The 23,308-nt window shown below is 61.2% G+C and carries 26 protein-coding genes; 2 read left to right on the top strand and 24 right to left on the bottom strand.

Translation table 11 applies throughout. The features are described from left to right. Window positions 1-119: 119 nt before the first annotated feature. Window positions 120-434, bottom strand: a complete 315-nt coding sequence (locus EI77_RS20845; protein WP_133797253.1) for a hypothetical protein — start codon at window positions 432-434, stop codon at window positions 120-122. Window positions 435-788: 354 nt separating this feature from the next. Here EI77_RS20845 and EI77_RS20840 point away from each other — a divergent pair, with 354 nt between their 5' ends. Next, window positions 789-1,223: a hypothetical protein gene (locus tag EI77_RS20840; protein ID WP_133797252.1), complete on the top strand. Its 435-nt coding sequence runs from the start codon at window positions 789-791 to the stop codon at window positions 1,221-1,223. A gap of 201 nt (window positions 1,224-1,424) precedes the next feature. Beyond that, window positions 1,425-2,960 carry a Fic family protein gene (locus EI77_RS20835; RefSeq protein ID WP_133797251.1) on the top strand — a complete coding sequence of 512 codons (1,536 nt, stop codon included), beginning with the start codon at window positions 1,425-1,427 and terminating at the stop codon, window positions 2,958-2,960. A gap of 61 nt (window positions 2,961-3,021) precedes the next feature. Here the strand turns inward: EI77_RS20835 and EI77_RS20830 are convergent, their stop codons facing one another. The 23 genes from EI77_RS20830 to EI77_RS20715 all read right to left on the bottom strand — a co-directional run bounded on the left by EI77_RS20830 (window position 3,022) and on the right by EI77_RS20715 (window position 22,795). Further along, window positions 3,022-3,789, bottom strand: coding sequence for an ATP-binding protein (locus EI77_RS20830; RefSeq protein ID WP_133797250.1), 768 nt, complete (start codon window positions 3,787-3,789; stop codon window positions 3,022-3,024). 126 nt (window positions 3,790-3,915) lie between these two features. After that, window positions 3,916-4,707: a hypothetical protein gene (locus tag EI77_RS20825; protein ID WP_133797249.1), complete on the bottom strand. Its 792-nt coding sequence runs from the start codon at window positions 4,705-4,707 to the stop codon at window positions 3,916-3,918. 1,136 nt (window positions 4,708-5,843) lie between these two features. Beyond that, complete coding sequence (acpP, locus tag EI77_RS20820) at window positions 5,844-6,089, bottom strand: acyl carrier protein (RefSeq protein WP_133797248.1); 246 nt, start codon at window positions 6,087-6,089, stop codon at window positions 5,844-5,846. 161 nt (window positions 6,090-6,250) lie between these two features. Continuing rightward, window positions 6,251-6,574, bottom strand: coding sequence for a hypothetical protein (locus EI77_RS20815; RefSeq protein WP_133797247.1), 324 nt, complete (start codon window positions 6,572-6,574; stop codon window positions 6,251-6,253). Window positions 6,575-6,641: 67 nt separating this feature from the next. After that, the gene (locus EI77_RS20810; RefSeq protein ID WP_133797246.1) at window positions 6,642-6,929 is read right to left on the bottom strand and encodes a hypothetical protein; all 288 of its coding nucleotides are present in this window, start codon (window positions 6,927-6,929) and stop codon (window positions 6,642-6,644) included. Continuing rightward, complete coding sequence (locus EI77_RS20805) at window positions 6,926-7,315, bottom strand: hypothetical protein (RefSeq protein ID WP_133797245.1); 390 nt, start codon at window positions 7,313-7,315, stop codon at window positions 6,926-6,928. Before EI77_RS20805 ends, EI77_RS20810 begins: the two co-directional genes overlap by 4 nt. Window positions 7,316-7,369: 54 nt before the next feature. Continuing rightward, window positions 7,370-7,534: a hypothetical protein gene (locus tag EI77_RS23460; protein WP_166647409.1), complete on the bottom strand. Its 165-nt coding sequence runs from the start codon at window positions 7,532-7,534 to the stop codon at window positions 7,370-7,372. Between the two features lie 204 nt (window positions 7,535-7,738). Continuing rightward, complete coding sequence (locus EI77_RS20800; RefSeq protein ID WP_133797244.1) at window positions 7,739-7,936, bottom strand: hypothetical protein; 198 nt, start codon at window positions 7,934-7,936, stop codon at window positions 7,739-7,741. 359 nt (window positions 7,937-8,295) lie between these two features. Further along, complete coding sequence (locus EI77_RS20795) at window positions 8,296-8,760, bottom strand: hypothetical protein (protein ID WP_133797243.1); 465 nt, start codon at window positions 8,758-8,760, stop codon at window positions 8,296-8,298. Between the two features lie 266 nt (window positions 8,761-9,026). Then, a complete protein-coding gene (locus EI77_RS20790) occupies window positions 9,027-9,386 on the bottom strand; it encodes a hypothetical protein (protein WP_133797242.1) in 360 nt (119 codons plus the stop codon). 74 nt (window positions 9,387-9,460) lie between these two features. After that, window positions 9,461-10,933: a hypothetical protein gene (locus EI77_RS20785; protein ID WP_133797241.1), complete on the bottom strand. Its 1,473-nt coding sequence runs from the start codon at window positions 10,931-10,933 to the stop codon at window positions 9,461-9,463. A gap of 629 nt (window positions 10,934-11,562) precedes the next feature. Next, a complete protein-coding gene (locus EI77_RS20780) occupies window positions 11,563-11,958 on the bottom strand; it encodes a DUF3307 domain-containing protein (RefSeq protein WP_133797240.1) in 396 nt (131 codons plus the stop codon). Between the two features lie 512 nt (window positions 11,959-12,470). After that, window positions 12,471-13,013: a hypothetical protein gene (locus EI77_RS20770; protein WP_133797239.1), complete on the bottom strand. Its 543-nt coding sequence runs from the start codon at window positions 13,011-13,013 to the stop codon at window positions 12,471-12,473. Window positions 13,014-13,249: 236 nt separating this feature from the next. Further along, on the bottom strand, window positions 13,250-13,849 hold the full coding sequence (locus EI77_RS20765) for a hypothetical protein (RefSeq protein WP_133797238.1): 600 nt from the start codon (window positions 13,847-13,849) through the stop codon (window positions 13,250-13,252). Then, window positions 13,846-15,069 carry a hypothetical protein gene (locus tag EI77_RS20760; protein ID WP_166647408.1) on the bottom strand — a complete coding sequence of 408 codons (1,224 nt, stop codon included), beginning with the start codon at window positions 15,067-15,069 and terminating at the stop codon, window positions 13,846-13,848. The genes EI77_RS20765 and EI77_RS20760 overlap by 4 nt, the downstream gene beginning before the upstream one ends. Then, window positions 15,053-15,988, bottom strand: a complete 936-nt coding sequence (locus tag EI77_RS20750) for a type II secretion system minor pseudopilin (RefSeq protein ID WP_133797235.1) — start codon at window positions 15,986-15,988, stop codon at window positions 15,053-15,055. Before EI77_RS20750 ends, EI77_RS20760 begins: the two co-directional genes overlap by 17 nt. Window positions 15,989-16,327: 339 nt before the next feature. Further along, window positions 16,328-16,987 carry a prepilin-type N-terminal cleavage/methylation domain-containing protein gene (locus EI77_RS20745; RefSeq protein WP_133797234.1) on the bottom strand — a complete coding sequence of 220 codons (660 nt, stop codon included), beginning with the start codon at window positions 16,985-16,987 and terminating at the stop codon, window positions 16,328-16,330. Further along, window positions 16,962-18,017 (bottom strand): PulJ/GspJ family protein, encoded by a 1,056-nt coding sequence (locus EI77_RS20740; RefSeq protein ID WP_133797233.1) that lies wholly within the window; start codon window positions 18,015-18,017, stop codon window positions 16,962-16,964. The genes EI77_RS20745 and EI77_RS20740 overlap by 26 nt, the downstream gene beginning before the upstream one ends. Further along, window positions 18,014-18,451 carry a prepilin-type N-terminal cleavage/methylation domain-containing protein gene (locus tag EI77_RS20735; protein WP_166647407.1) on the bottom strand — a complete coding sequence of 146 codons (438 nt, stop codon included), beginning with the start codon at window positions 18,449-18,451 and terminating at the stop codon, window positions 18,014-18,016. Before EI77_RS20735 ends, EI77_RS20740 begins: the two co-directional genes overlap by 4 nt. A 269-nt stretch (window positions 18,452-18,720) precedes the next feature. Then, entirely contained in the window at window positions 18,721-19,167 is a 447-nt protein-coding gene (gene gspG / locus EI77_RS20730) for a type II secretion system major pseudopilin GspG (protein WP_133797231.1), read from the bottom strand. Between the two features lie 70 nt (window positions 19,168-19,237). Further along, a complete protein-coding gene (locus EI77_RS20725) occupies window positions 19,238-20,482 on the bottom strand; it encodes a type II secretion system F family protein (RefSeq protein WP_166647406.1) in 1,245 nt (414 codons plus the stop codon). Window positions 20,483-20,517: 35 nt separating this feature from the next. Beyond that, window positions 20,518-20,745 (bottom strand): hypothetical protein, encoded by a 228-nt coding sequence (locus EI77_RS20720; protein ID WP_133797229.1) that lies wholly within the window; start codon window positions 20,743-20,745, stop codon window positions 20,518-20,520. A 277-nt stretch (window positions 20,746-21,022) separates the two neighbouring features. After that, complete coding sequence (locus EI77_RS20715; protein WP_133797228.1) at window positions 21,023-22,795, bottom strand: GspE/PulE family protein; 1,773 nt, start codon at window positions 22,793-22,795, stop codon at window positions 21,023-21,025. Window positions 22,796-23,308: the final 513 nt, after the last annotated feature.

Here is a 23,308-nt window from a genome sequence, read left to right as displayed (position 1 = left end):
AAACAGGCTGCCTACAACCAAAGACTCAGGATTCGTCCCGTGGGTTCGAATCCCACCTTGTACGACCTCTTTCAAAAAATGCCCCCGCAGCCCCACAAAAGCTAAAGACCACTCCGGCCTCACTTCCCCCGCCGCGGCTTCCGCTTCCTGCGCCGCCGCTTCCCAGGAGCCTCGGTCTTGACCTCGCTGCGCGGTGCCGCCGCGGCAACGCGGCCCGAGCGAGGCCTTTTCCTGCCGTTGCCCTTGGACTCCTCATGCATCAGCCACACCGCCAGCAGTCCCAGCGCCAGGCAGCAGCCGATGAAGGCCAGCGAATCCCCGGGCGGCAGCGCATCAAACTGCTTCTGGTAATGCGCCCCAGATCTCGCCTGGGCCAGCCACAAAAAGAACCCATCACCACCGGCATGCGTGACGAGGGCGATAAGGGGTTCCATGAGATGTGTATTGCGCGGGCGCTAGGCTGACGCCGAAAACAGTCACCTGTAAACGGACGCAGCCCCTCCTTGGCATTCCTTCAAAGCCAGCGCGATTACAAAACCCGCCCCGTTTTGCGCCCTCGCGCAGCGTCCTGGAGCGCGGGCGTCTCGCCTGCCGTTTCACGCGTCCCGCGGGAAACCGTTCTCGCATCCTCGTTCCCCCCTCCTCCCGCATCAGCCAGCAGACCCCCATGAGGTGCACCACACTCCAGGACGCTGCCACGCCATTTGCACCTCCACCCGCCCTGGCGACACTTCACATCATCACGCATTCCCTGGAAAATCCCGGCTCGCAGCAGCGTTCCACTTCCCATGCCCCTCCCCCGCCCATCCTTTAGTCTCACCCTCCTGCTCATCCTCAGCACCCTCGCCCAGCCATTGATGGCGCAGGACCCCGCATCTGCACCCGCACCGGAAACGCCGAAGCCTAACTACGTTTACTATGCCGAATTTATTCGCGTGGTGGATGCGAACACGGTGGCGGTGAACATCGACCTCGGCTTTGGCGTGTGGTTGCACAATCAAAACCTGGACCTCCAGGGCCTGCCCGACCCCGCCCCGATGGAGACGGAGACACCCGCGCAAAAAACCGCCCGCCTGGCCATGGCCACCCGCCTGCGGGAACTGCTGACGGATCGCAACGAGATCATCCTCCGCAGCAGCAAGGACAAATCCACCACCCCGCCCCGCTACCTGACCACCCTCTGGGCCGATGGCGAAAATGTGAATGAGGCGGCGCTGAAGTGAGCCGGGCGGACGAAATGACGAGTCGAATGAGAAGCAGGGTTTTGGCGAGCTAAAGCTCTGGAGCATTGGATCTGCCTTGTCTCATGCTCAGCCGCCGACTCGTAACAATTTTTTCTGAAAACAGGCCATTGGTAACAAAAAATCTCGGCAAATAACAAAAACGAGTCTAGACCCCCCTTTGAAAAACAGTTTCCCGAGCTTATGCCGCCTCCTCGCACCTTCAGCCCCATCGGGTATCAATGGCTGGCAGATCATTTTCAGGTGGATCCCATGCCCCATTTTGTGGAGTCCTATGTCAGCCAGCCTGGCCAGCGGATCACCGAAGAAAAGGCAGGTCGGCGTCGTGAAGTGTATCCCCAGGCCCAGGTGCGGCTCCACAACGTCTTTGATCACCTCGACTTCGCCCTGAAAAAAGAGGGCCTGCATCTGGAATTGCTCCGGCTCATTCTTCCCCTCCTGCCTCCAGGGCAGGTGGCGGACCACGTGAAACAAACGCCCACCGGGAAAAATACCCGCCGCATCGCCTATCTGTATGAAGCCTTCAGCGGTGAAAAGCTGCCCTTGCCAGACCTGACCACGGGTAACTATGTGGACCTTGCGGATACGTCACTCTATTTCACCCTCCCGCCCCTCAAAACAGCCCGCTGGCGCATCAATGAAAACCTGATCGGAACAGTCCACTTTTCGCCCATGTTGCGGCGCACACCCGCCCTGTATCCCGCCCGGGATAAAGAGCTCCATGCACGGTGCACCGAACTGCTGGGGGACATATCTCCTCTCATGTTTCAGCGCGCCCAGCGGTATCTGCATGCGAAGGAAACCAAGACATCCTACGCCATTGAGCATGAAACCCCTGACCGCCAGCGCAGCGAGCGTTTCATTGCCCTGCTAGAGCGAGCAGGTACGGAGGACTTCCTGACCGAGCCCGGCCTTGTGCGCCTGCAAAACACCATCGTTGACGCCCGCTACGCCGCCAAAGGCTGGCGCGCTCACCAAAACTACGTTGGCCAGACGATCGCTCCAGGTTACGAAACCATCCACTTTGTGTCGCCAAAACCGGGTGCTACCGACCTGGATTTTTTAATGACCCAATGGCTTCAGGTGGAGTGGTTACTAACCGCAGTCGGCCCTCTTCCCCCCATCTCTGCCGCGGCCATCGTATCCTGGCTTTTTGTTTATTTTCACCCCTTTGAGGACGGCAATGGACGCATCCACCGCTTTTTGATCCATCACGTGCTGGCCGCACTGGAGTTTGGTCCCCGCGGCATGCTGCTCCCGGTCTCCGCCGTACTACTAAACCGGCCGGCGGAATACGACGCCTCTCTGGAGGTCTTCTCCAAGCCCCTCCGCAGCCGCACTGAATATACACAGAATGCCGATGGCCAGCTCACAGTGACAAACAGTACGTTAGACCACTTCCGGTACATAGACTGCACACTGATGGCTGAAGCACTGTACCGGTTCATTGAGGAGACCATTGAAAAAGAGCTGCCTGCGGAGCTGGGCTACCTCCAGCATTACGATGTCGCCCGTGCCGCCATGAGGGAAATCGTGGACATGCCTGAACCCGCTGCCAATCTTTTTCTCAAGCTCTGCCTGGAAAACAAAGGCCACCTGTCCCGGACCAAACGCAAACACGCGTGGTTTCAAAAACTGAGGGATGAGGAGATCGCAGCGCTCGAAATAGCTATTTCGAAAGCCTACGATACGGAACTGCCTGGCATGGACACAGCGTAACTCAGGATCCACTGGAGGAGGAAAGAATACCTCTGGTTGCCAATCATTAAAACATTCCCCCTCACACCCCCACCACCTCGCAGGCTTCCATGAGGCGGCGGATCAGCGGGGCGCCGCGGTCGGGGCCGAGGCGGGCTTGCAGGGTGGTGCCGGGGGCGTTGGTGGTGAGGATCATGGGCAGGCGGTGGACGAGGCGGTGGACGAGGCGGTGCTCGATGAGGGCAAAGAGGGCTTCGCCCACGGCCTCGCTCAATTGACCGGCGGTGGGGCTGGCGCGTTCCTTGCCCACATCATCCAGCAGCAGCAGGGAGCAGGTGCGGGCGCGCTGCAGGCAGTGCAGGGCGGCTTGGCTGCGGTGGGGATCGTCACTGTATTGCAGGCGCACGGCGCTGCTCAGTCCCTGGATGTGGGGGCCGTGGTCCCAGGCATCGCCGGCATGCAGGGCGTGGACGCTGCGGCCGCTTTCATGAACCCGGCGCAGCAGGGCAAAGGCGGCCCGCGTTTTCCCCAGTCCGGTCGGCCCCGTCAGCAGTAGAGAACTGCGCCCGCCCTGCCCCGGCTGCCATCGCTGCACCAGCTCCGCCAGGCCACGGCCCAGGCCGCCATGTGTCCAATCGGTGTCCTGGTACAGCGGCGGGCAGAGGGCACGCCATTTCTCTTGCCGCACTTTTTGTTCGGCCAAATGCCGCCCTTCGTTCGCCCGGTCCAGCCGCGCCTGCGCACAGTCCCCGCACAGCCCCAGCAGCCCGGTGAATGCGCACCCACAGTCCACACACACTCTCTCCCGCTCGAGGGGAGCGGCGGCGGTGGATGAGGTGGAAGCGGGCATGTCGGGAGGGAGGGGTATTGGGGAGTGCTCAGTGCTCAAAGCGGAGCGCGGACGCCCTCGTCCGCAGTGGATTGCTCAGTATTCAGTGCTCAGTGCTCAGTTCGTGGTCTTCGTCGGCATCAGGTCTCAAAGCGGAGCGCGGACGCCCTCGTCCGCACCACAGCCACCATCCTTTGTCAGGCCGCGTACGGCGATTTCATCGGCCACGGTCCCTGCAAAGAAGCAGGCCGCCGCATCCGCCACATTTCTTTTTGTTAGGCCGCTTCCACCCGCAACGGCACCCGCAGCGGGCAGCTTCAGCGGGGGTTCATACCGTTGCAGCCAGGATAAAAAACCGCTCCGGGTGCAGCGCAGTCCCCGATGGGTGAACCAGCGGCGCATGCGCTCGAACTCCTCCCGCACGGGCACATCGCGAAAGGCTTCGGATTCCGCCAAGGCCGTCAACCAGGCATCGTCGGAGGCGGTTTCTTTTCGTGGCCCAGACCTGCCTTTGAGCCGAGTTTCACCTGCTGCTGATAATGCTGTTTTTCGCCGCGAGGCAGTGGCCGCTTTCCGCGCCGGTACGCGCGCTGCTGCGGATGGGGGTGTGTGGGTGGGAGCGGAGGATGAGGGTCCGGGAGAAGGAGGAGAGGGAGGGAGCGAGGGGGAAGGTGCGGCTTCAGACGTGGCTGCGTCTGAAAGCGTCTGACTCGCGACTGAACACGTCTGAACGATGACGGGCGGCGTCTTGATTTCCGCAGGCACATCATCGGGGTGCGGGGCATCGGAGGGCGCGGTCTCAGCGGCCTTGCGGCGTTTGCAGGCCTCGTAGTAACGGCGATTCCGCTCCTGGCGGGCCGTGCGCCGGGGCAGCACGCCATCCTGCGCGGCGGAGATGAGCGCGCAAAGCTGCTCCATGGTGAGATGGATGGTGGTCATAAAATGGGTGTTGGATGTTTTCGAGTGTTTTTAGATAGGGTGCTTGGATCGGGATGAATTTCGTGCAGCGACGTGGTCGGGGACCTCGGAGCACGCGGGTGAAGTTTCGTCCACCCTCAGAGACCGGCTAAAGCCGGGACTACAGAACCGGGAGCCTGCGTGCGAAGCGGCTCCAAGGGGAGCCGATGAGGGCATTCAGAAATGAGGGTTATTTTTTCGATGTTTTTTGTTATGGCAGATGGAGCGTGGGCAAGGCTTCAAGCGGGGCTGGCATCCCCGTCCGCCATGGAGCGCACGCGTCTGTCCCCCTTGGAGCGCACGCGTCTCGCGTGCTGTCTTGTGCGTCCCGCGCAAGACCGTTCTCAAGCATCCGCAGCCCTGGCCATACCCTCAAATAAGGCAGGCACTCCCTATCCCGCGACTGCGGCGATGCCCGCCATTAGTCCGCCCCGAGACAGCCTCGTTCGCAGACGTTCCCGCTTTTCGAAGGCGGAGAACGTTCGTTCGGGGAAAGTACGGTGGGCACTCTTGCCCGCCATTCGTCCGCCCCGAGACAGCCCCGTCCGCAGAGGTTCCCGCTTTTCGTAAGGTGAAGAACGCTCGGACGCGGGCAGGAGTGCCCACGGTACTTGGGGAGCATCCTCGTTCGCAGACGTTCCCGCTTTTCGATGCCAGAGAACGCTCGTTCGCGGAAAGTACGATGGGCACTCTTGCCCGCCATTCGTCCGCCCCGAGACAGCCCCGTTCGCAGACATTCCCGCTTTTCGAAGGCCGGAGAACGCTCAGTCGCGGGCAGGAGTGCCCACGGTACTTGGGGAGCATCCTCGTTCGCAAACATTCCCGCTTTTCGAAGGCCGGAGAACGCTCGGTCGCGGAAAGTACGGTGGGCACTCTTGCCCGCCATTCGTCCGCCCCCGAGACAGCCCCGTCCGCAGACGTTCCCGCTTTTCGTAAGGTGAAGAACGCTCGGTCGCGGGCAGGAGTGCCCACGATACTTGGAGCAGCCCCGTTCACAGAGGTTCTGGCTTTTCGATGCCAGAGATCGCTTGTTGGCAGGCATCGCCGCAGGCGCGGGACAGGTGAGTGCCGCCCCACTTGAGGGGGCGGGACGGCACGGGAGGGGAAGACCGCAGGACTCAGTCATCCACGTTGTCCATGAGCCAGGTGATGGTGTCCTGCACGGTCAGGATGTCCTCGGCATCTTCATCGCTGATGTCCACCTCGAACTCCTCCTCCAGGGCCATGACGAATTCCGTCAGTTCCAGGCTGTCTGCGCCCAGGTCGGCAGAGAGCTCGCATTCAGGCTCGATCTCTTCAGGCTCCAGGCGCAGCAGGGCTGAGAGGATGGTTTTGACTTTGCGGGTGATGATTTCTTCGGTCATAGGTGGGTGGGTGTTGTTATGTTTGCTGTTAGGAAAGGAGGGAGTGCGCGCCTGATCTGAGCACTGAGCACTGAGCACTGAGCACTGAGCACTGAGCACTGAGCACTGAGCACTGAGCACTGAGCACTGAGCACTGCGGACGAGGGCGTCCGCGCTCCGGGTCACGCCTCCTCGCGGCTGGGGGCGTTTTCGATGAGCTCGTCGGCGGTGATGTGCAGGGCGGTCTGAAGAGCCTCCAGGGCCTGATGCAGGAGCAGGTCCGGGTTATGGATTCCGGGTCGCCCGGCGGTCCGGTCATTGGGCACGAAGGCGATGTCCAGGACATCGCGGTCCGTTTCCCCGTCCGTGGGGGAATCGTGGCAGTCATAGGTGATGGCCAGCGGCCCGTAATACGCCACCCGCCGCACCCGCCCCGGCACACGCGGCTCGCGGCAGCGGCTGCCGCCCAGGAGCGGTGAGGGGATGGGCAGGTAGGAGACGTTCATGGGACGGTGTTGGGCCAAGAATTAAAAGTGTTTCATGATGTTTCACGATGCGGCATTCACCGCCCCGTCATTCAGGGTCCACGTAGCGGCTGGCGTGGCTGTCATGGCGGGGCCGGGGGCGTGGGTAGCGCGGCTCACGCAGGCTGGGCAGGAAGGCGTACAGCGTGCCGGTGACCAGGAAAAGCAGCAGCAGCAGGGTGGCCACGATCATGCCCCAGGCGGGCATGGCATCATACTTGAAGAGGATGGCCGTGCCGCTGGCCGTCAGCACCGCGCCGCACAGGCAGACGATGCACTGGCGGGCACCGGCCAGCTCCTCCTCCGCGCGGATCAGGTCAAAATTGATGCGTCTCATTGGGCGTAGGCAGGCAGGGTTTCAGCAAGGGTGGAAAGGACGGCAGGCGGCGGTGTCTGCGGCACGGGTCCTGGCAGGGCTGACGCGGCGGCGGGCGGCCTGGGCGGCACCTGAAACTGGCGCTGCAGGCGCGCCTGCTGGCGGTGCTTTTTCGCCTCCCGGCGGGCCAGGATCTGGCGCAGCGCACGGTAGGCCATGGCCTGGCGGTCCGCAGGGATCTCCCCCTGCCCCACCAGCCACTCCACCGCGGCCATGAGGGTGTGTGCCCGCTCCTCCATGAGGATGCGGATGATGGGCAGATACGGCGTCCAGCTGGAGCGGGAAAGCGTGTCCGGTGGCTGGGCCACACTGGCTTTTTGGATGAGGTCTTCGAGTCGTGTTTTCATGGGCGATGGGATTCGGGATGGGGTTGGGGTGAAAATGAGTGCGTGAGATGTTTTCTAACCTTTTCGGATATTACCCGATGCGCGTTCAGGCGGCGTGGCCTTCATGCCCAGCAGGCGGCGCAGGAGCAGGTTCGCCAGATTGGCCAGGCTGCGTCCCTGGGGTTGCGCCTGGCGGCGGAGTTTTTCAGCGAGATCAGGATCGAGTCGGATTTGGTTCATGGGAGTGGGATGGAGTGCGGACGCCCTCGTCCGCTTCGTATTCATGTGGAGCGCGGACGCCCTCGTCCGCTTCAGTATTCATGTGGAGCGCGGACGCCCTCGTCCGCTTCAGTATTCATGTGGAGCGCGGACGCCCTCATCCGCTTCAGTATTCATGTGGAGCGCGGACGCCCTCGTCCGCTTTCGGGTTTAAGTGCTCAGTGCTCAGTGCTCAGTGCTCAGTCTTCTTTCATGCGAACTCTGCACCCCCTCCTCCGTGCGTGCCGGGGGCAGGCGCGGGGGGAAGATGAGCGCCTTCAGGTGCAGGCCTGGGCGGCGACCGGCGAGGCGGGCCCTTGTCTCAAAAAGCACCCGTTCCTCGCGGGTCAGCTCATTTTGAAACTGTTGAATGATTACGTTCATATTGAATGAGTGAGTTTTAACTGAAGGATAAAAGACCGCAAGATTGAAAATGAATATTTGCACTTATGCTGAACCATTGAGTTTCAAGCGCACGCGATGGCTGCTCCTAAAAGGCCTGCCATGTCCGTGCCTGAGGCTCTTTTTTATCCCACACCCCAGGTGATGGCCGCCCGCTCCCGCTCCAGCGCCCAGGGTGGGCAGGCTTTCAGGCAGGGCAATCGTGCGGGCGGCTTCATGGGTTTATGTTCACCCGAACACACCCCATTGACGAGTCGAAAACAGGACTACCGGTAATCCTTTTTGGGGGTTGACAGGGGCGGCTAGCTCTCCGTCACGCAGGCCCTTTTTGGGTCATCGGGTTAATCAACGAGCCCTGTGAACTTATAAGCTTCTGACGCACGAAGAGGCGCTGTTTTGTACTGGCCGGTTCTGGATTGCCATAGATGACGCAGGATCGGAATCTGCTCATCCAGAGCCTGGAGGAGCGCGTCTTTGTCCTTTGGGGAAAAGTCCAGATCTTTCCGGGTTCCGCTCATGAAGATGACCTGAGTCCGCCATTGATCAAAAAAGTCCAGGATGAGCGTCTTCATATAAGCATCCACCGTGTCAGGGTTTGACAGGGCGAACCGCAAGCTCACGCTGAAATGCTTGTCCCGTTTTTGGATCAGGCCTTCCACAATAAACTCCGAGGTTACCCTTTCGATGAAGGTTCCTTCCATCCAAAACCGCGATGCATCCGCCCCGACAAATTCCCTGCCATGGAAAAAGTCCAGGATGGCATCCTGCGGGGCGTTGCTAAACAGCATGACTGTAAAAGATTCCATTCCCATGGCGTTGATTATTCAAGAGGTTGTTTTGTTCCGGCTTTAAAAGGCAGGTCTTGCCAGCGTTGAGGTTTAAAGGGGCTTTTTCATATAAATGAACTCTTGGGCATTGCACTCCGGGCAGACTAATTGCCGCTCAATATGACTTCCGCTGACAGCCTTGTCCCGGACGTCAAGCACGTAATGCCTGCATTTAGGGCACAGCACTCAGGCCGTTGGGTCTGATGCCAACAGTTTAGCTGCTTCAAGCCATCGTTCGGAAAAGTTCATCGGCCAGTGGCTTCATTTTCACGCTCCCATTCATCCAGATCCGACTTCAGCTCCCTGAAGATGGTCGTGAATACCGGCCTTCCATTCTTTTCATCCCAGCCATACTTCATGACATGCCGACTCCGAGAGCGAAGTTCCAGGACATTCGGGGTCCAGTTGGTCGTCTCCACCACCGCCTCCTTCTTCCCGTCGCCGTCAAAGTCATAAAAACGCAACACCCCATCCTCCGCCGATTCAGTCGGACCCAGGATCACCGAATGATCCTTGGCCAGCACCGGTGTGAAGTCATAATACGGGCGGTTGCCATCAGACGTTGTTTCCAGGAACACCACATCTGGAAAGGGATTGGTGCGCACAGAAATAAAATTCCATACAAATACTCCAACCGCCCCCCAGAAAAGCCACTTGAAAAACGATTTCTTAGTCACGGTTATGGAATCTTTAGCACAGGAGAAAGCATGTTGCGGATCCAGTCAATTTTTTGCACTAAATCGGGACCATAATTGCTTTTTTGTCGTGCCTGTTCGGTGGTTTTTTGAGCCCCTGCATTATAAGCATCACCTATTAGCATAACATGCTCTTTCGTCATGTCTTTAGCTTTGACCCCCGGAAATTTTTGTCGGCGAATCTCATCAAGATGTGAGGCTACTGCATATAGGTTCCACGCGCTGGAACGATAAATCCTGTTAGCAACATCTCTCAGAAAAACGGGCTCCGAACCAGGCATGCCCAGATTTCTTGCTGCATGCCGGAGCTGAATCTGAACTTCTCCAAAACTGCGCTCGCCGACAGGCCGAGAACTCAAGCCATGCTCGCTCGCCAAAAATCCTGCCGTGTCTTCCCCGGCGTCCCATGAGCCTCCGGCTTCCATCCAGGCCACTCCTGCCAGAACCTCTGGTGGGATGTCAAAAATGTCGGCCATCACTTGGATGGTCACGTTGTGATTTTTAACGTACGCGTCCTTGTATTCTTTTAGATGCTTGCCGCCAACAATACTTTCCACACCATATTGTGCGGCATCAAAAAAGCCCCACTCAGTTTCTGAATCCTCCTTCTTCATAGCCTCAATCAGCGGGCCATGAACAGAAGGTCGAAATCCGTTGATCGAAAATTTCAGATGATTGACAAATTTTTCAAACTCCCTTTCTTTGGGTGACTTATTCGCGTACTCTTCAAATTCACGAAACATCTTCTTTGTATATTCAAGGCTGCCCGGTTCTGGTTCTTCTGGCTCTTCCGGAGCTGGCCTGCCGATCCCCCAGGGTAACGGATCCCAACTGCTCTCAAATAGATGGTCATGACTCGGGTTGATAATTTGGTCAACGTCCTTGTTTATTTTATCGACGATAGCGTATCCTGTTGGAGAAGACTTTTTGATTGTGACCAAAGGATTTGGCTGGCCCCACTTCCAGTTCGGACCTTTTTTACTTTTGCTATCTGTTTGATTGAAGCCCGGTTCAGGATCATAACCTGGGATCAGATGGAGAGTATTCAAGCCACCTTCTGACTGAGGCGCTGGACCTGGCTCGGGTGACTCACCGGAGAAGTTGGTTCTGGCAGACGAAGCAGGGCGGTTCGGATCTACCTGCTGAGGCTGGGATGTACCTGTCATCCCGGTATCTGCCTGCGGCCTGACATTGGGTTCAGATACAGACACTGGCTCAGGAGCAACTTGAAAGCCACTTTTTGCTGGCATCTCCATCTCACGTTGCATCACCTCCGCCCCTATCGCAGGCTCTTGCTCCGGCCCCACCGCAGGAGAAAACATCTTCCTCTCCCCCTCATCCATCGAGTGCCAGGGATTCTGCACCTCTGGCCGCAGGGTGTTCCATTCCTGCTCGTAGGCGGAGGCTGCGGGGGGCTGTTTTGGCTCCGCTGTCTGCGGCGGGTCTTCTTCCAGCATCCACGCGGGCGGGCTGTTCTGCGGCTGGCCGGGCCAGGGCAGGGAGTCCAACGCCCCATTCGGCAGCGCGGCCAGATCTGGCGAAGGGGGCTGATGGGCTGGGGTGGTTCGGTTCTGTAGTCCCGGCTTTAGCCGGTCAGACAGCCCTTGCCCAGCGCCGTCCCGCATGCGGGACGGGATTACAATACGGGGATCCCGCCGCCGCGCCATTGCCTCACTGGCCTCCCCCTGCTCAAAAGCCCTGTTGGAAAAAGAAGTATTCCTCATCTCACGCATCATGTCCGCACCCCCTGTATAACCTAAAGTTCAACACGCCGACTTCCTTCCAGAGTCACCTGCCCTGAGACGTTTGCCCGCGTTGTCTTAAACCTCCATCCTTGAGGCCCCCGCGCCAAGCCTTGAGAAGGGGGACTTGGGCTAAGTGACGAAAAAAGTGGTCAGAGGGCTGAGGACTCTGCGGATTTCGCATTCAGTTCCCAGCATTCAGCCAATGACGTGCGATTGAGAGAATGGCAGAAAGCGTGACGACTTATGGCATCGCGGTCTTTAGCAGGCGATGGCACATTGCTTCCTGTGCCTCTCGAATGACAGCGGCAGGCCGTGCTACGCCAGCAGTCCTGCGCTACTCCTCACACCGCCAGCCAACCGGCCCAGGCCACACCCACGTAGGCCATCTTGCACAGCACATGCAGCAGCTGGTCTTGATTAAAAGTGGTTAGGCCTTCGCACTTGGCCACATCGATGCACCAGTGAATGACAAACTCCACCGCACCCAGCAGGGCGGATCCGGTAATGAGCCACACGGCCCCGGCATGGATGAGGCAATGGGCACTCATGCACACCACCCAGATATGCGCCGGACGTGAGGGGTCCTGCATGCGCACCAAAAAACGCCGGTTCTTACCCGTGGCCAGGTATTCCCCTTGGAGGGGAAAGTCCGCCATCGCATGGCCAATGCAAAGCGCAAAAAGCGCCTTGAGTGCTGTCAGCCAGCCGAGCGGGGGAAACTCCACGAGTTCAAACATGACGAACAATTTCACATTCGCCCCGCCCGCTGGCAACTTGAAATTCAAGGCGGAGGGAAACTGAGGCGGAGGGGGGTGGGAGAAGTGCTCAGTGCTCAGTGCTCAGTGCTCAGTGCTCAGTGCTCGGTGCTCGGTGCTCGGTGCTCGGTGCTCGGTGCTCGGTGCTCGGTGCTCGGTGCTCGGTGCTCGGTGCTCAGTGCTCGGTGCTCGGTGCTCGGTGCTCGGTGCTCGGTGCTCGGTGCTCGGTGCTCGGTGCTCGGTGCTCGGTGCTCGGTGCTCGGTGCTCGGTGCGGATAGGGCTTATAGGACGGATAGGTCCTATGGGCTTGGAAGAGGGGCGCTAAATCTGAGAACTGTGCACTGAGGACTGAGCACTTGTTTTTGAATGCCGACGGAGCGTCGGCGCTCCATGGTGAAGGCGGGCGGACTATTATCTGAGATCTGAGAACTGAGAACTGAGAACTGAGAACTGAGAACTGAGAACTGCGCACTGCGCACTTTCTTCCCCCCTCCTACTGCGGCGGCAGCGGCACGTCCGAAGGCGGCGGTGGGGGGATGCCCATGCGGGGCAGCAGGGGGGTGGTCACACCGCCCACGGGTGCGCCACCGGGGACCACGGCGGGGCGGGTTTCCAGGGCTGGGGCAGGATTCACGGGGGCGGCAGCGGGGGCATCGGCAAAGTTCACCCAGCCGGCCTGGTCGCCCTTTTGCAATTGCACCCGCGTCTTGTCCATGGAGGCTCCGGGGGTGATCTTGCGGATCTTGATGCCCGCCTCATTTTCCACATCCAGCCGCGCTTCTGAAATGAGCGATGTCGTCCGGTCCACCAGCACCGCCACCGTCTGGCCATCCAGTTCATAAATGCCGGTGAGCGATAAAGAATCCGTAAAGATCGGCCCTGCCGGTGCATCTGGCGATGGCAGATCCCGCGTCGTGAAGAGGGACTTCTCCCACAGCGGAGCATAATGCGTCAGCGGCAGAAACGGCACCGGCGGCTCCTGCGCCGTGGCCAGCCCAGAGACGAGGAGAAACAGGCCTAACAATAAGAATGGCATGGAGAAAGCTGCGTCCCCCATGGAGCGCACGCGTCCCGCGTGCTGTGCCCGGCGTCCTCGCCGGGGACCGTTCTGCGAGGTGGAGCGGTCTAGGTCCACGCACAGATCGTATGCGCTACAGAACGGGGGTTGGCTCTGGCGGGGACAGGATTTTGGGGCGGACGGTTGTCGGACAACGGTTTCCCGCGAGACGCGAGAAACAGCACGCGGGACGCGTGCGCTCCATGAAATCCCCCTCATGACTCCCCTCCTCTCGGCTGCACATTCATCGCTTTGGTCGCGGCTCCTTCGCGGTAAAACTGCGTCACTTCCACCTCGGCATTGATTGTTTTGTCCTTGCCGCTGGGGTTCATCAGCAGGCGCGTCACGCCTAGAAAGGAGCCCGGCTGCTGCACCGCATGCATCCAGGTGAAAAACGCCTGCTCCTTCACCGCCGTCAGCGTCACGCGCACCGTCGCCTGGTCAAAGAAACCCGCCGCATCCTCCACCGGCAGACCGTCCGGCCCCAGCTCCTTCGTCGTTTCCATAAATTCACGTCCCGCCAGTGCCAGCCCCGTCTTGTCCGCCTCCCGCTGGATCACCTCCAGCAGGCGTGTCGAGGCCTCCTGGCGCGAGGCAAACGCAGGCACCTCCGCCTCCAGCCACTCGCTGCGGCGCTGCCATTCTGCCCCCTGGGTGATGGCCATGTTCATTTCCACCAGGCGATCACTCAGGCGCTCCGTCTCCTCCTGGATACCCCGGTAATGGCTCAGGCCAAAGGACAGCCCGCCACCGCCCACGATGACCAGAAACACCAGGGCAAACAGGCCTAACAAAATGCGTTCACTCCTCTTCATGGCTTCAGGGCCCCCTTCAGTTCAAAGGTGGCGCTGTTATCGCTGGCGATGACCGGCGCCGGCGTCTCCCAGGCATACGGCATCAGCCCCTCCACCTCCGTGATTTCCTTCGCATACTGCAGGGCTAAAGAGGGCGATGGCATGCGCCCGCGCAGCAGCAGCCGGTCCGGCAGCCATTCAAAATGCGTCATGGATACCTCCGCCGCTGCCCCCGGCACCTGGCAGTCCAGCAGCACCTGCATGGGGAAGCGCGTCGGGTCCACCGCCGGAGCCGCCTCCAGCCAGCTGCGTTTTTGATCCATCACCTGGGAGGCCTGCGGCGTCAGCTCCGCCACCCGGTCCCGCAGCAGATCCCGCTCCTGCGTAGCCAGGGCGATGAGCACCGCCATCACCGCCACCGCCGCCGCCACGGCAAAGCCCGCCGTCAGCACCAGCAGCCGCGTCCGTGCAGACTGCGCCTGCTGCGCCCGCGCCGCCAGGATCTCCGGCGGCACCAGCGTACTGCGGCCCGCCACCGGCATCACCGGCGCAGGCCGGGGCTCACGCACCGCCGCCAGCCCCGTCACCCGTTTCACCTGCTCCAGGTCCCCCTCATCCTCCAGCCACAGCACGATGTTTTGCACCTGCCCCAGCACCCCTTGGAAGCCCAGCTGCACACACAGATGATTCACCTCCCCCAGCGCATGATCATCCAGCACATGGGCGGAAAGCGGGCTCGCATACACCATCTCCGGCCCATTCGTGATCACCAGCATCAGCTTGCCCAGCTCCCGATAAATCACCATCGCATGCGCTGGCAGCGGCAGGCAGTCCGCGCTCAGCAGCACCTCATCCGGCAGCCGCACCGTGTCCCACAGGGGCGCATGCGCCTCTTTTAAAGCCGTCATGCACACCAGGTGTGCCCCCTCCCGTGCCAGCAGCGGCCGTACCTGTAGCCCATGGGCCGCATCTGTCACCGTCACCCCCAGCCGCTCCAGGTGCAGCGCCGCCATGTCCCGCAGGTGCGCCACCTCCCCCTGCAGCCAGGCCGGCAGCACCCACACATGCCCCAGCGGCAGCGCCAGCAGACGCGTCTGCGCCTCCTTGCCAAAGACGCCCACCGCCGCCGGACCATAGTCCGCCACCAGCGTACACGCCCCGCCCGCCGGGCCCGTCCAGCGTTCCCAGCCCGTTGCGCCCGGCAGCAGCAGGTCCTGAGAAGGTTTACGGGGTTTGGCCATGTGTAGGTATCTCTCCGCGCCAGAGCGCCTTTTGATTTTGGGTGATCAGCACCCAACGACGACCAATATCGCCGAACCGGCCAGTACTTTCAATGCGCCGTATCGGTCCATTGAACTGAATCCACCGCGTCAGCTGCTCCACCACCTGCGGCTGGAAGGCCCCCAGCAGCTGCGCCACCTGCGGCACCGTGCTCAGTTTCACATCATCCTGCGTGCCCGCCGCCCCGTCCGGCCCCGCACGCAGCGTCAGCAGCGGCTGCACCCGCTCCACCGGCACATTCGCCAGCAGGGCGATCAGCTCCGCCCGCGCATCATTCACATCCACCCGCCCATCGCCAAAGACCGTGAACCACTCGCGCCAATCCGGCCGCACCGCCTCCACCTCCCCCATGCCCCGCACCAGCAGCATCTCCTCCACACTTTGGAAAGGGCGGTTAAAAGGCATCCCCTCCAGGCCCGCCTTCTCATAGTCCCGCGCCTCCGCCCCATTCAGCCCCACGTGCGAGTCCGCATCCACCCAGTCCTTCAGCGCATCCCGCAGGCCAGCGGCAAATTCCGGCTTCAGCCCCCAGGCCGCGAACAGCCTCGGCAGCAAAACCCGGTCATCCATTTGCAGCAGCACATTGATGTTTAAACGCGCCTCCTCCGCCACGATCCGCACCGCATAGCTCCCCCCATCCTCATTCGTATAAAACAGCAGCGGATCATGCACCGGCAGCCCCGGATGCCGCCCGATCTCCAGCCCCATGTGTGCCAGCCGCTTCGCATACGTGCGCCCGCGCATCTGCCGGGAATACGACGCATCCGCCTCCAGCGCCTTCGCCCCCGCATAAATCACCAGCCCCAGCACCGCGATCATCCAGAACACCGCGATCAACGCAGAGCCCTGGCGGCGAGGAGAAATGGAATGAAGGATCATAGGGAGTGCAGGAGCAATGGAGTGCGGACGCCCTCGTCCGCTTCAAGTTCAATATGGAGCGCGGACGCCCCCGTCCGCTTCAGTATTCAATGTGGAGCGCGGACGCCCTCGTCCGCATCAGTATTTAAGTTCTCAGTGCTCTGTTCTCAGTTCTCAGTTTTAAAATCCAGTCCAGTCAGCGGATCGCAGATGAAAGAAAAAGGGCCGCCCTTGATACAGGATTCACACGATTTTGATTTTTGTTATTCACCCAGTCCATTTAATCACACTTAAAGTTAGTCCTTCCCATCCCCTCTCTCCATCCTGCCAATCCTGCCAATCCTGTCCAAAAACGCCCCTTCACCCCGAAGGCCCCACCAGATCATCCGCCACCCAAAAGGTCGCCTCATGCTCGCGCGGGTCCGTCAAAAAAGAAAACTGCACGCGCATGAACAGCGGCGGTCGCGCCCGCTTCTTCGCATCCCAGCTCCCATACCAGCGCTTCTCCGCCGGATCATAAAACTGCGTCTTGAATTCCCGCAGCCCCGTCAGCAGCGGCAGCTCTGCCAGGTCCTCAAATTCATCCAGCGCCGTCGGTTTCTCCAGCCGCTTCAGGTGCCGCACCATCAGCGTCAGCGCCTTCGGCTCCTTCCCGCGCACCAGGGCAAATTCCACCGCATCCGCCCGCCGCACCGCCGGGCACCAGGCAAAGGGCGGCGGCCCGCCTTCCACCAGCAGATTTCCCGCCGCACCACGCTTCACCCGCTCCAGGCCCGCATTCAGGCTCACCGTCGGCGGCACCGCCTCCAGCCAGTCCCGCCATTGATGGATGAAATTGCTCACGCGCAGCTCCCCCGTCCGCGCCCGGTTCATGGACGCGCTCAGCTTCATCGCCCCGTCCGCCACCCCATACACCCCGCCAATGACCAGCGAGATCAGCGCCAGCGCAGCGATGACCTCCAGCAGGGTAAAGCCCCCCCTCCGTGCGCAGTCGCTACGGGCTGTGCGGTGAATAAACATAAGTCTCCATGCGCCTCTTCAGCGCCCTTTTAAAACCCGTCTCCAGCCATGCCTCCGCCTGGATTTTAAACATGTGGTCCAGCTCCGTCTTATCCTTCGTCAGCAGCTTCACCTTCACGATCCGCGCGCTCGCATCCACCCCGTCCGCGCTCTTCGGGAAATTCACCGATGTCTCCTTCAGCTCCGGCTGGTGAGACACCTCCGCCAGCACCGATTCCAGCACCCGCAGCACCTGCGCCTCCTGGCGGGATTGCTTTGATGTCTGCGCGATCTGGTCCAGCGCCCGCGTCATCCCCACCGCCACGATGGAAAACAGCGCCAGCGCCAAAATCACCTCCAGCAGCGCAAACCCGCCCCGGCCCAGCGCCCCAGCGCCCCGCCGTTCATTCTCCGGCGCACGCCCCGCCGTGCCGCGCCGCACATTCTCCATCGGCCTCCTGCAATTCCCCACCCCCGGCATCATCACCCTCCTTCTAGTTAGGCCTCCGTCCATGGAGCGCACGCGCCTGTCCCGCGACTGCGGTGATCCCGCGTGCAGTTCCTCGCGTCCTCGCGGGGAACCGTTCTCAAGCATTCGCAGCCCCCTGGCCACATCCTCATCCGCCCCTCTTAAGTACGGTGGGCACTCCTGCCCGCCATCCGTCCGCCCCAAGCCACCCCCGTCCGCCAGCGTCCCCGCCCCAAGGCCTCGTTCGCTAACGTCCCCGCTTTTCGATGGCGCAATAACGCTCGGTCGCGGGCAGGAGTGCCCACGGTACTTGGAATCCCCCTCATCCGCCCATCCCCCCAGAACCTTCGGCCTAACCACCTTTTCCGCATCCCCAAGTGGAGCACGCACACTCCTGTCCGCATCCCCGAGTGGAGCGCGGACACTCCTGTCCGCAACCATCCCCTCGGACGCATCGCGTCCCACTTTCTCCCCACCCACTTTCTCCCCACCCTCAAAGAGATCCGCCACCGGCATCCCGGAGCCGCCGCGCGAAGGGCGCAGACTGCGAAACAAACTCGGTCTGGATAAATTCGTTCTCATAAGGAGACACGCACCTCCTTTCTCACCGCGCAGCCCGTCAGCGGATCAAAGCCCAGCTCGATCTCCCCCGCCTCATTGCTCACGCGCACCTCCACCGGCTCGCACACCCCCGTCGGGCTGAATTCCCACACCTCCCCGCGCTGCGGATTGCGGAAAGATTTCTCCCCCACCCGCCGCACCTGCACACGCCCATCCGCTGGCAGACCCCCATTCAGATCCACCCGCACCAGACGCTGATCCATCACCGCCTTCAGCAGGGAAACCCGAGCCAGGGACTCCACCTGCGCCGCCATCTTCTTCAGCCGCGCCTCCCCCTGCACGCCCGCCATGCTCATCGTCGCCACCCCCAAAATCAGCACGCCGATGGCCATCGCCACGCATACCTCGATGAGCGTAAAGCCCACCGCACAGACGCGCCGCGCACGAGGATTCATCCCCTTGCCCGGCCTCCGTCCATTCAAGCTGGAATGAAAACAAATCATTGGTTATTCCCTCCTGTTAATTTACCCCGCCACTGCGGGACTCTCATCCTGTCTAAAAAACTCTTCAAAAGCAGGCAGGAGTGCCCCGCACCATGCACGGGTTTCCTCCCCTTGCCCGCCCCGGACCATACAAGCTGGATTCAAAACAATCATTAGTTATTCCAAAGCCCTCCTGTAAATCTTGAAAATCCTGCAATCCTGTCTAAAAAGCCCCAACGGCCTCACAGATCCCAGTTACCAATATCATCCGCCGTATCCGCCAGTCCATCTGGTCCGGCCGAATACACATCGAAGCCCCCCTTATCCTTCGCCCCTGGGCGCTTATAATGATACGGGTTGCCCCACGGATCCAGCAGCATCTTTTTCAGCTTCGGCGTGTAGTTCGCCGGCGCAGGCCGGGAGCTGGGTTTTTGCACCAGCGCCATCACCCCCTGCTCCGTGCTGGGCAGAAACATATTGTCCGTCTCATAGCTGCGCATCGCCGCCGTGATCGTGTTCAGGTCCGCCTTCACCCGGGTCTTCTTGCCGGAATCCAGCACGCCCACTAGCGACACAATGCCCGCGCCCACCAGCAGCGCCACAATGCCCAGCACCAGCACCATCTCCACCAGCGTAAACCCCGCCGCCTGACGACGGCTCCTTTTTGTTAGATCATTAGTTATCTTCATGTCAGTCACTTTCTAAATCTTGTTAATCCTGCCAATCTTGTAATCCTGTCAAAAAACGCGCTCCTCTGCCTCACCCGCTCATCCCAGAAATCGTCTGGAAGATCGTCGTGATCATCAGATACGCCATGATGCCCACCATGCCCGCCATCAGGCAGACGATCAGCGGCTGCACCATCGCGCTCAGCTTTTCCACCTTCTGCGCCAGCTCCCGGTCGAACCGCTCCGCCGCCTTCGAAAGCGCAGCTGAAAGATCCCCCGTCTGCTCACCCACATTCACCATGTCCAGCAGCAGCGGCGGGAAAAGCCCACTGCGATCCAGCGCACGGGAAAGGCTCACCCCTTCCCCCACATGCCGCATCACCCCTTCGAACTCCACGCGGAAGTGTGGATTCTCAATGGCCTGATGCGTCAGCTGCATCGCCTGCACCATCGGCAGCCCGCTGCCTAACAAATTAGACATCGTCTCCAAAAACTGCACATAAAACCGCGCCTTCAGGATGTTGCCGAACAACGGCAGCCTCAGCAAAAACCGCGCCCACGGCACCTGGGACTCCGGCCTTTTTAGCCATCCCTTCACCATCAGGTACACGCAGAAACCACCCAGCCCCAGCATCCACCACGTAGCCTTGAACAGATCACTGAACTTCAAAATGATCAGCGCCCCCAGCGGCAGGGAGCCACCGGTGGAATCCAGCAGCTCCGTCAGTTTCGGTATCAGATACACTACAAAAAGCAACGTCACCGCCACCGCCGCCACCACCAGGAAAGCCGGGTAGATCAGCGCGAACGCCACCTTCGCCCGCAGCGCCGCCAGCGACCGCAGATACGCCACCTGCCGCCGCAGGATCGCAGGCAGGGAACCGCTCGCCTCACCCGCCGTCGCCAGCGCGCAAAACAGATGGCCAAAGCTCGGGCTCGTCGCCGCCACCGCCTTGGAAAACGGCATGCCATCCCGCACCTTCGCGCGCAGCACCGTCGCCAGCGTCTTCACGCTCGAAAGCTCCCGTCGCCGCTCCATCGTCGCCAGCGCAGGCTCCAGTTGGATGCCCGCGCCCAGCAGATCCGAAAGCTCCTCCGTGAACAGCACCACCTGGCCCAGCTTCAGCTTGATCGGCCCGCTCGGCAGAGCCGCCGCGCTCGCCTTCGTCGCCGCCGCCGCCATCTCCCGCACCGTCCCCCCGCCCGCCTGCACCAGCTTAAAAGGTTGCAGCCTCTGCTTGCCTAACAAACTCATCGCCTCCGCCCTGTCCCCAGCCACCACCTCCCCGGTGATGACACCGGACGGGCTATGCGCGCTGTAAGAAAAAGTCGGCATGGTATTAAAGCGGAGCGCGGCCCCCCCCGTCCGCATCAGATTTCAACCGGAGCGCGGACGCCCCCGTCCGCATCAAATCCCACCGGAGCGCGGACGCCCCCGTCCGCATCAAATCCCACCGGAGCGCGGACGCCCCCGTCCGCATCAAATCCCACCGGAGCGCGGACGCCCCCGTCCGCATCAAATCCCACCGGAGCGCGGACGCCCCCGTCCGCATCAAATCCCACCGGAGCGCGGACGCCCCCGTCCGCATCAAATCCCACCGGAGCGCGGACGCCCTCGTCCGCATCCCGTTCAAGTGCTCAGTTCTCAGTGCACAGCACTCAGTCCCGAATCTCAGCCAGAGCTTCGCGACGCCACTCTTCCTGGAGCGCACGCGTCTCGCGTGCTGTTGCCCGCGTCCTCGCGGGGAACCGTCCCTGGATGTCCGTTGCGGGAGGGTAGGATAGCCAGGAAGTGGCGACCTTTGAGAACGGTCTTCGGCGAGGACGCCAAAGTCAGCACGCGGGACGCGTGCGCTCCATGTCAAAGCACCCCTCATCACGCAGCCTCCCTTAAAAGTTGAGTGTTCCCCCGGCCAGCCACCGGCACCGCATCAGGCTCGCGCTCCATCGCCGTCACGCTCAGCACCTCCTCGATGGTCGTCTCCCCCGCCAGCACCTTTTGGAAGCCATAGCCGCGCATCGGCACATAGCCATCATTCAGCGCCTGCTTATAAAACTCCGCCGGATGCGCACGGATGTTGATCAGATGCTGCAGCGCACCCGTCATCTGCACCACCTCATAGATGCTCAGCCGCCCCTGGTAGCCACTGCCCCGGCAGCCCTCGCAGCCCACCGCGCGCATCACCTGTCCAGGCACAGTCAGCGGAAAGCCGATGCTCCGCAGATACTCCCGCTCCACCTGCGCCGGGGCCTTGCACAGCGGGCACAGTTTCCTAACCAGACGTTGCGCAAAAAACGCCCGCACCGCACTGCTCACCAGGAAAGGCTCCACCCCCATGTCCACCAGACGCGTCACCCCGCCGATGGCATCATTCGTATGCAGCGTGCTGAACACCAGGTGCCCCGTCAGCGCCGCCCGGATGGCAATCTCCGTCGTCTCCAGGTCACGCATTTCCCCCACCATGACCACGTTCGGGTCACCGCGCAGGATGCTTCTCAGCCCTGTGGCAAACGTCAGACCGATCTCCGGCTTCACCGCGATTTGCACCATCCCCGGCATCTTATACTCCACCGGATCCTCGATCGTCACAATGCGCCGGTGCGTCTGGTTCATCTCACTCAGGAAAGCATACAGCGTCGTGCTCTTCCCGCTGCCCGTCGGCCCCGTGATGAGCACAATGCCGTTCGGCTGCTTCAAAAGATCCAGCACCAGCGGTTTCATGCTTTCCGTTAGGCCCAGCCTCCCAATTGTCATCGCCTGCTGCGAAAGCAAGCGCAGGGAAATGCTCTCCCCCTCCACACTCGGGATCGTCGCCACACGCACATCGATCGGCAGCCCATCCAGCTCCAGATTGATGCGCCCATCCTGCGGCAACCGCTTCTCCGCAATGTCCAGCCGCGCCATGATCTTCAGGCGCGCGATCACGCTCGATTGCAGGCTCTTGATGTTCTCCGGCACCGGCAGCTCCTCCAGCCGTCCGTCGATGCGGTAGCGAATCCGCAGCCGGTCCTGCTGCGGCTCCACATGGATATCCGTCGCCCTTTGCTCCAGCCCACGGCGGATGATCTGGTTCACAAACCGGACCACACTCGCCTCCTCATCCTCCGGCTCATCCAAAACCGTGATCTCATCCCCCACCTCCTCCGCGCCCCAGTCCGCCCGGCCGCGCAGGATCTTCTCAAACGTATCCGCCCCCAGGCCATAGAGCTTTTGCAGTCCCTCCACGATCCGCGTGCGCTGCCCCACATGCCACACCACCGCATGGTTCAGGCTGGACGCCACCCGCTGATGCGTCACCAGATTCAGGGGATCAAAAGTCGTCAGATGCAGCACCCCACGCATTTTCCCATCCACCTCCGGCCGCTCCTCAAACGCCACCGGCAGCAGCCTATGCCGCAGCGCGATCTCCGCCGGCAAGTGCCTCCGCAGCCCCGGCTCCCCCGGCACCTCCCCATTCCCCTCCCACCAGGGCAGAGAAAGAGTATGCGCCAGCGCCATCAGAAAATCCCTCTCCCGCACCCCCTCACAATCCAGTACCGCCTCCACAAAAGACGTCTGGTTATAGCAAGCCTCCTCCACCGCCTCACGCACCGGCACGCTATCCGCGCAGCCCGCTTCCGTAAGAATCTGGTAAATGAGAGGCATCATAAAGGTGAAAAGAAAGCCAGAGCCGCCAAACCAGCTCTAACACAGGTTAATAATTATGGTTTTTATCACAAAACGCAAGTATTAAATAAACCCAAACCTTTCATCTCCCCTGATCATGAGGCACGCGCCCGCCTCCCCTGGAGCGCGGGCGTCCCGCCTGCCGTCTTGTGCGTCCCGCGCAAGACCGTTCTCAAGCCCCCGCCTTCACCATGGAGCGCCGACGCCCCGTCGGCATTCAAAAACAAGTGCTCAGTCCTCAGTGCACAGTTCTCAGATTTAGCGCCCCTCTTCCAAGCCCATAGGACCTATCCGTCCTATAAGCCCTATCCGCCCCGAGCACCAAGCACCAAGCACCAAGCACCAAGCACCGAGCACCGAGCACCGAGCACCGAGCACCGAGCACCGAGCACCGAGCACCGAGCACTGAGCACTGAGCACTGAGCACTGAGCACTGAGCACTGAGCACTGAGCACTGAGCACTGAGCACTGAGCACTGAGCACTGAGCACTGAGC

The sequence above is a fragment of the Prosthecobacter fusiformis genome (assembly GCF_004364345.1).
Taxonomy (GTDB): domain Bacteria; phylum Verrucomicrobiota; class Verrucomicrobiia; order Verrucomicrobiales; family Verrucomicrobiaceae; genus Prosthecobacter; species Prosthecobacter fusiformis.
Note: the sequence above shows the minus strand (reverse complement) of the source record. Positions and strands in the feature narration are given on the sequence as shown.

Coding starts and splice junctions, on each gene's coding strand:
- EI77_RS20765 (WP_133797238.1), bottom strand. CDS start 13,849: ATGAAGAGGAGTGAACGCATTTTGTTAGGCCTGTTTGCCCTGGTGTTT.
- EI77_RS20795 (WP_133797243.1), bottom strand. CDS start 8,760: ATGGAATCTTTTACAGTCATGCTGTTTAGCAACGCCCCGCAGGATGCC.
- EI77_RS20835 (WP_133797251.1), top strand. CDS start 1,425: ATGCCGCCTCCTCGCACCTTCAGCCCCATCGGGTATCAATGGCTGGCA.
- EI77_RS20785 (WP_133797241.1), bottom strand. CDS start 10,933: ATGCTGGAAGAAGACCCGCCGCAGACAGCGGAGCCAAAACAGCCCCCC.
- EI77_RS20745 (WP_133797234.1), bottom strand. CDS start 16,987: ATGTTTATTCACCGCACAGCCCGTAGCGACTGCGCACGGAGGGGGGGC.
- EI77_RS20805 (WP_133797245.1), bottom strand. CDS start 7,315: ATGAAAACACGACTCGAAGACCTCATCCAAAAAGCCAGTGTGGCCCAG.
- EI77_RS20845 (WP_133797253.1), bottom strand. CDS start 434: ATGGAACCCCTTATCGCCCTCGTCACGCATGCCGGTGGTGATGGGTTC.
- EI77_RS20815 (WP_133797247.1), bottom strand. CDS start 6,574: ATGAACGTCTCCTACCTGCCCATCCCCTCACCGCTCCTGGGCGGCAGC.
- EI77_RS20800 (WP_133797244.1), bottom strand. CDS start 7,936: ATGAACGTAATCATTCAACAGTTTCAAAATGAGCTGACCCGCGAGGAA.
- EI77_RS20780 (WP_133797240.1), bottom strand. CDS start 11,958: ATGTTTGAACTCGTGGAGTTTCCCCCGCTCGGCTGGCTGACAGCACTC.
- EI77_RS20830 (WP_133797250.1), bottom strand. CDS start 3,789: ATGCCCGCTTCCACCTCATCCACCGCCGCCGCTCCCCTCGAGCGGGAG.
- gspG (WP_133797231.1), bottom strand. CDS start 19,167: ATGAAGATAACTAATGATCTAACAAAAAGGAGCCGTCGTCAGGCGGCG.
- EI77_RS23460 (WP_166647409.1), bottom strand. CDS start 7,534: ATGAACCAAATCCGACTCGATCCTGATCTCGCTGAAAAACTCCGCCGC.
- EI77_RS20760 (WP_166647408.1), bottom strand. CDS start 15,069: ATGGCCAAACCCCGTAAACCTTCTCAGGACCTGCTGCTGCCGGGCGCA.
- EI77_RS20725 (WP_166647406.1), bottom strand. CDS start 20,482: ATGCCGACTTTTTCTTACAGCGCGCATAGCCCGTCCGGTGTCATCACC.
- EI77_RS20770 (WP_133797239.1), bottom strand. CDS start 13,013: ATGCCATTCTTATTGTTAGGCCTGTTTCTCCTCGTCTCTGGGCTGGCC.
- acpP (WP_133797248.1), bottom strand. CDS start 6,089: ATGACCGAAGAAATCATCACCCGCAAAGTCAAAACCATCCTCTCAGCC.
- EI77_RS20740 (WP_133797233.1), bottom strand. CDS start 18,017: ATGAGAACGAATTTATCCAGACCGAGTTTGTTTCGCAGTCTGCGCCCT.
- EI77_RS20840 (WP_133797252.1), top strand. CDS start 789: ATGCCCCTCCCCCGCCCATCCTTTAGTCTCACCCTCCTGCTCATCCTC.
- EI77_RS20825 (WP_133797249.1), bottom strand. CDS start 4,707: ATGACCACCATCCATCTCACCATGGAGCAGCTTTGCGCGCTCATCTCC.
- EI77_RS20735 (WP_166647407.1), bottom strand. CDS start 18,451: ATGAATCCTCGTGCGCGGCGCGTCTGTGCGGTGGGCTTTACGCTCATC.
- EI77_RS20810 (WP_133797246.1), bottom strand. CDS start 6,929: ATGAGACGCATCAATTTTGACCTGATCCGCGCGGAGGAGGAGCTGGCC.
- EI77_RS20715 (WP_133797228.1), bottom strand. CDS start 22,795: ATGATGCCTCTCATTTACCAGATTCTTACGGAAGCGGGCTGCGCGGAT.
- EI77_RS20750 (WP_133797235.1), bottom strand. CDS start 15,988: ATGATCCTTCATTCCATTTCTCCTCGCCGCCAGGGCTCTGCGTTGATC.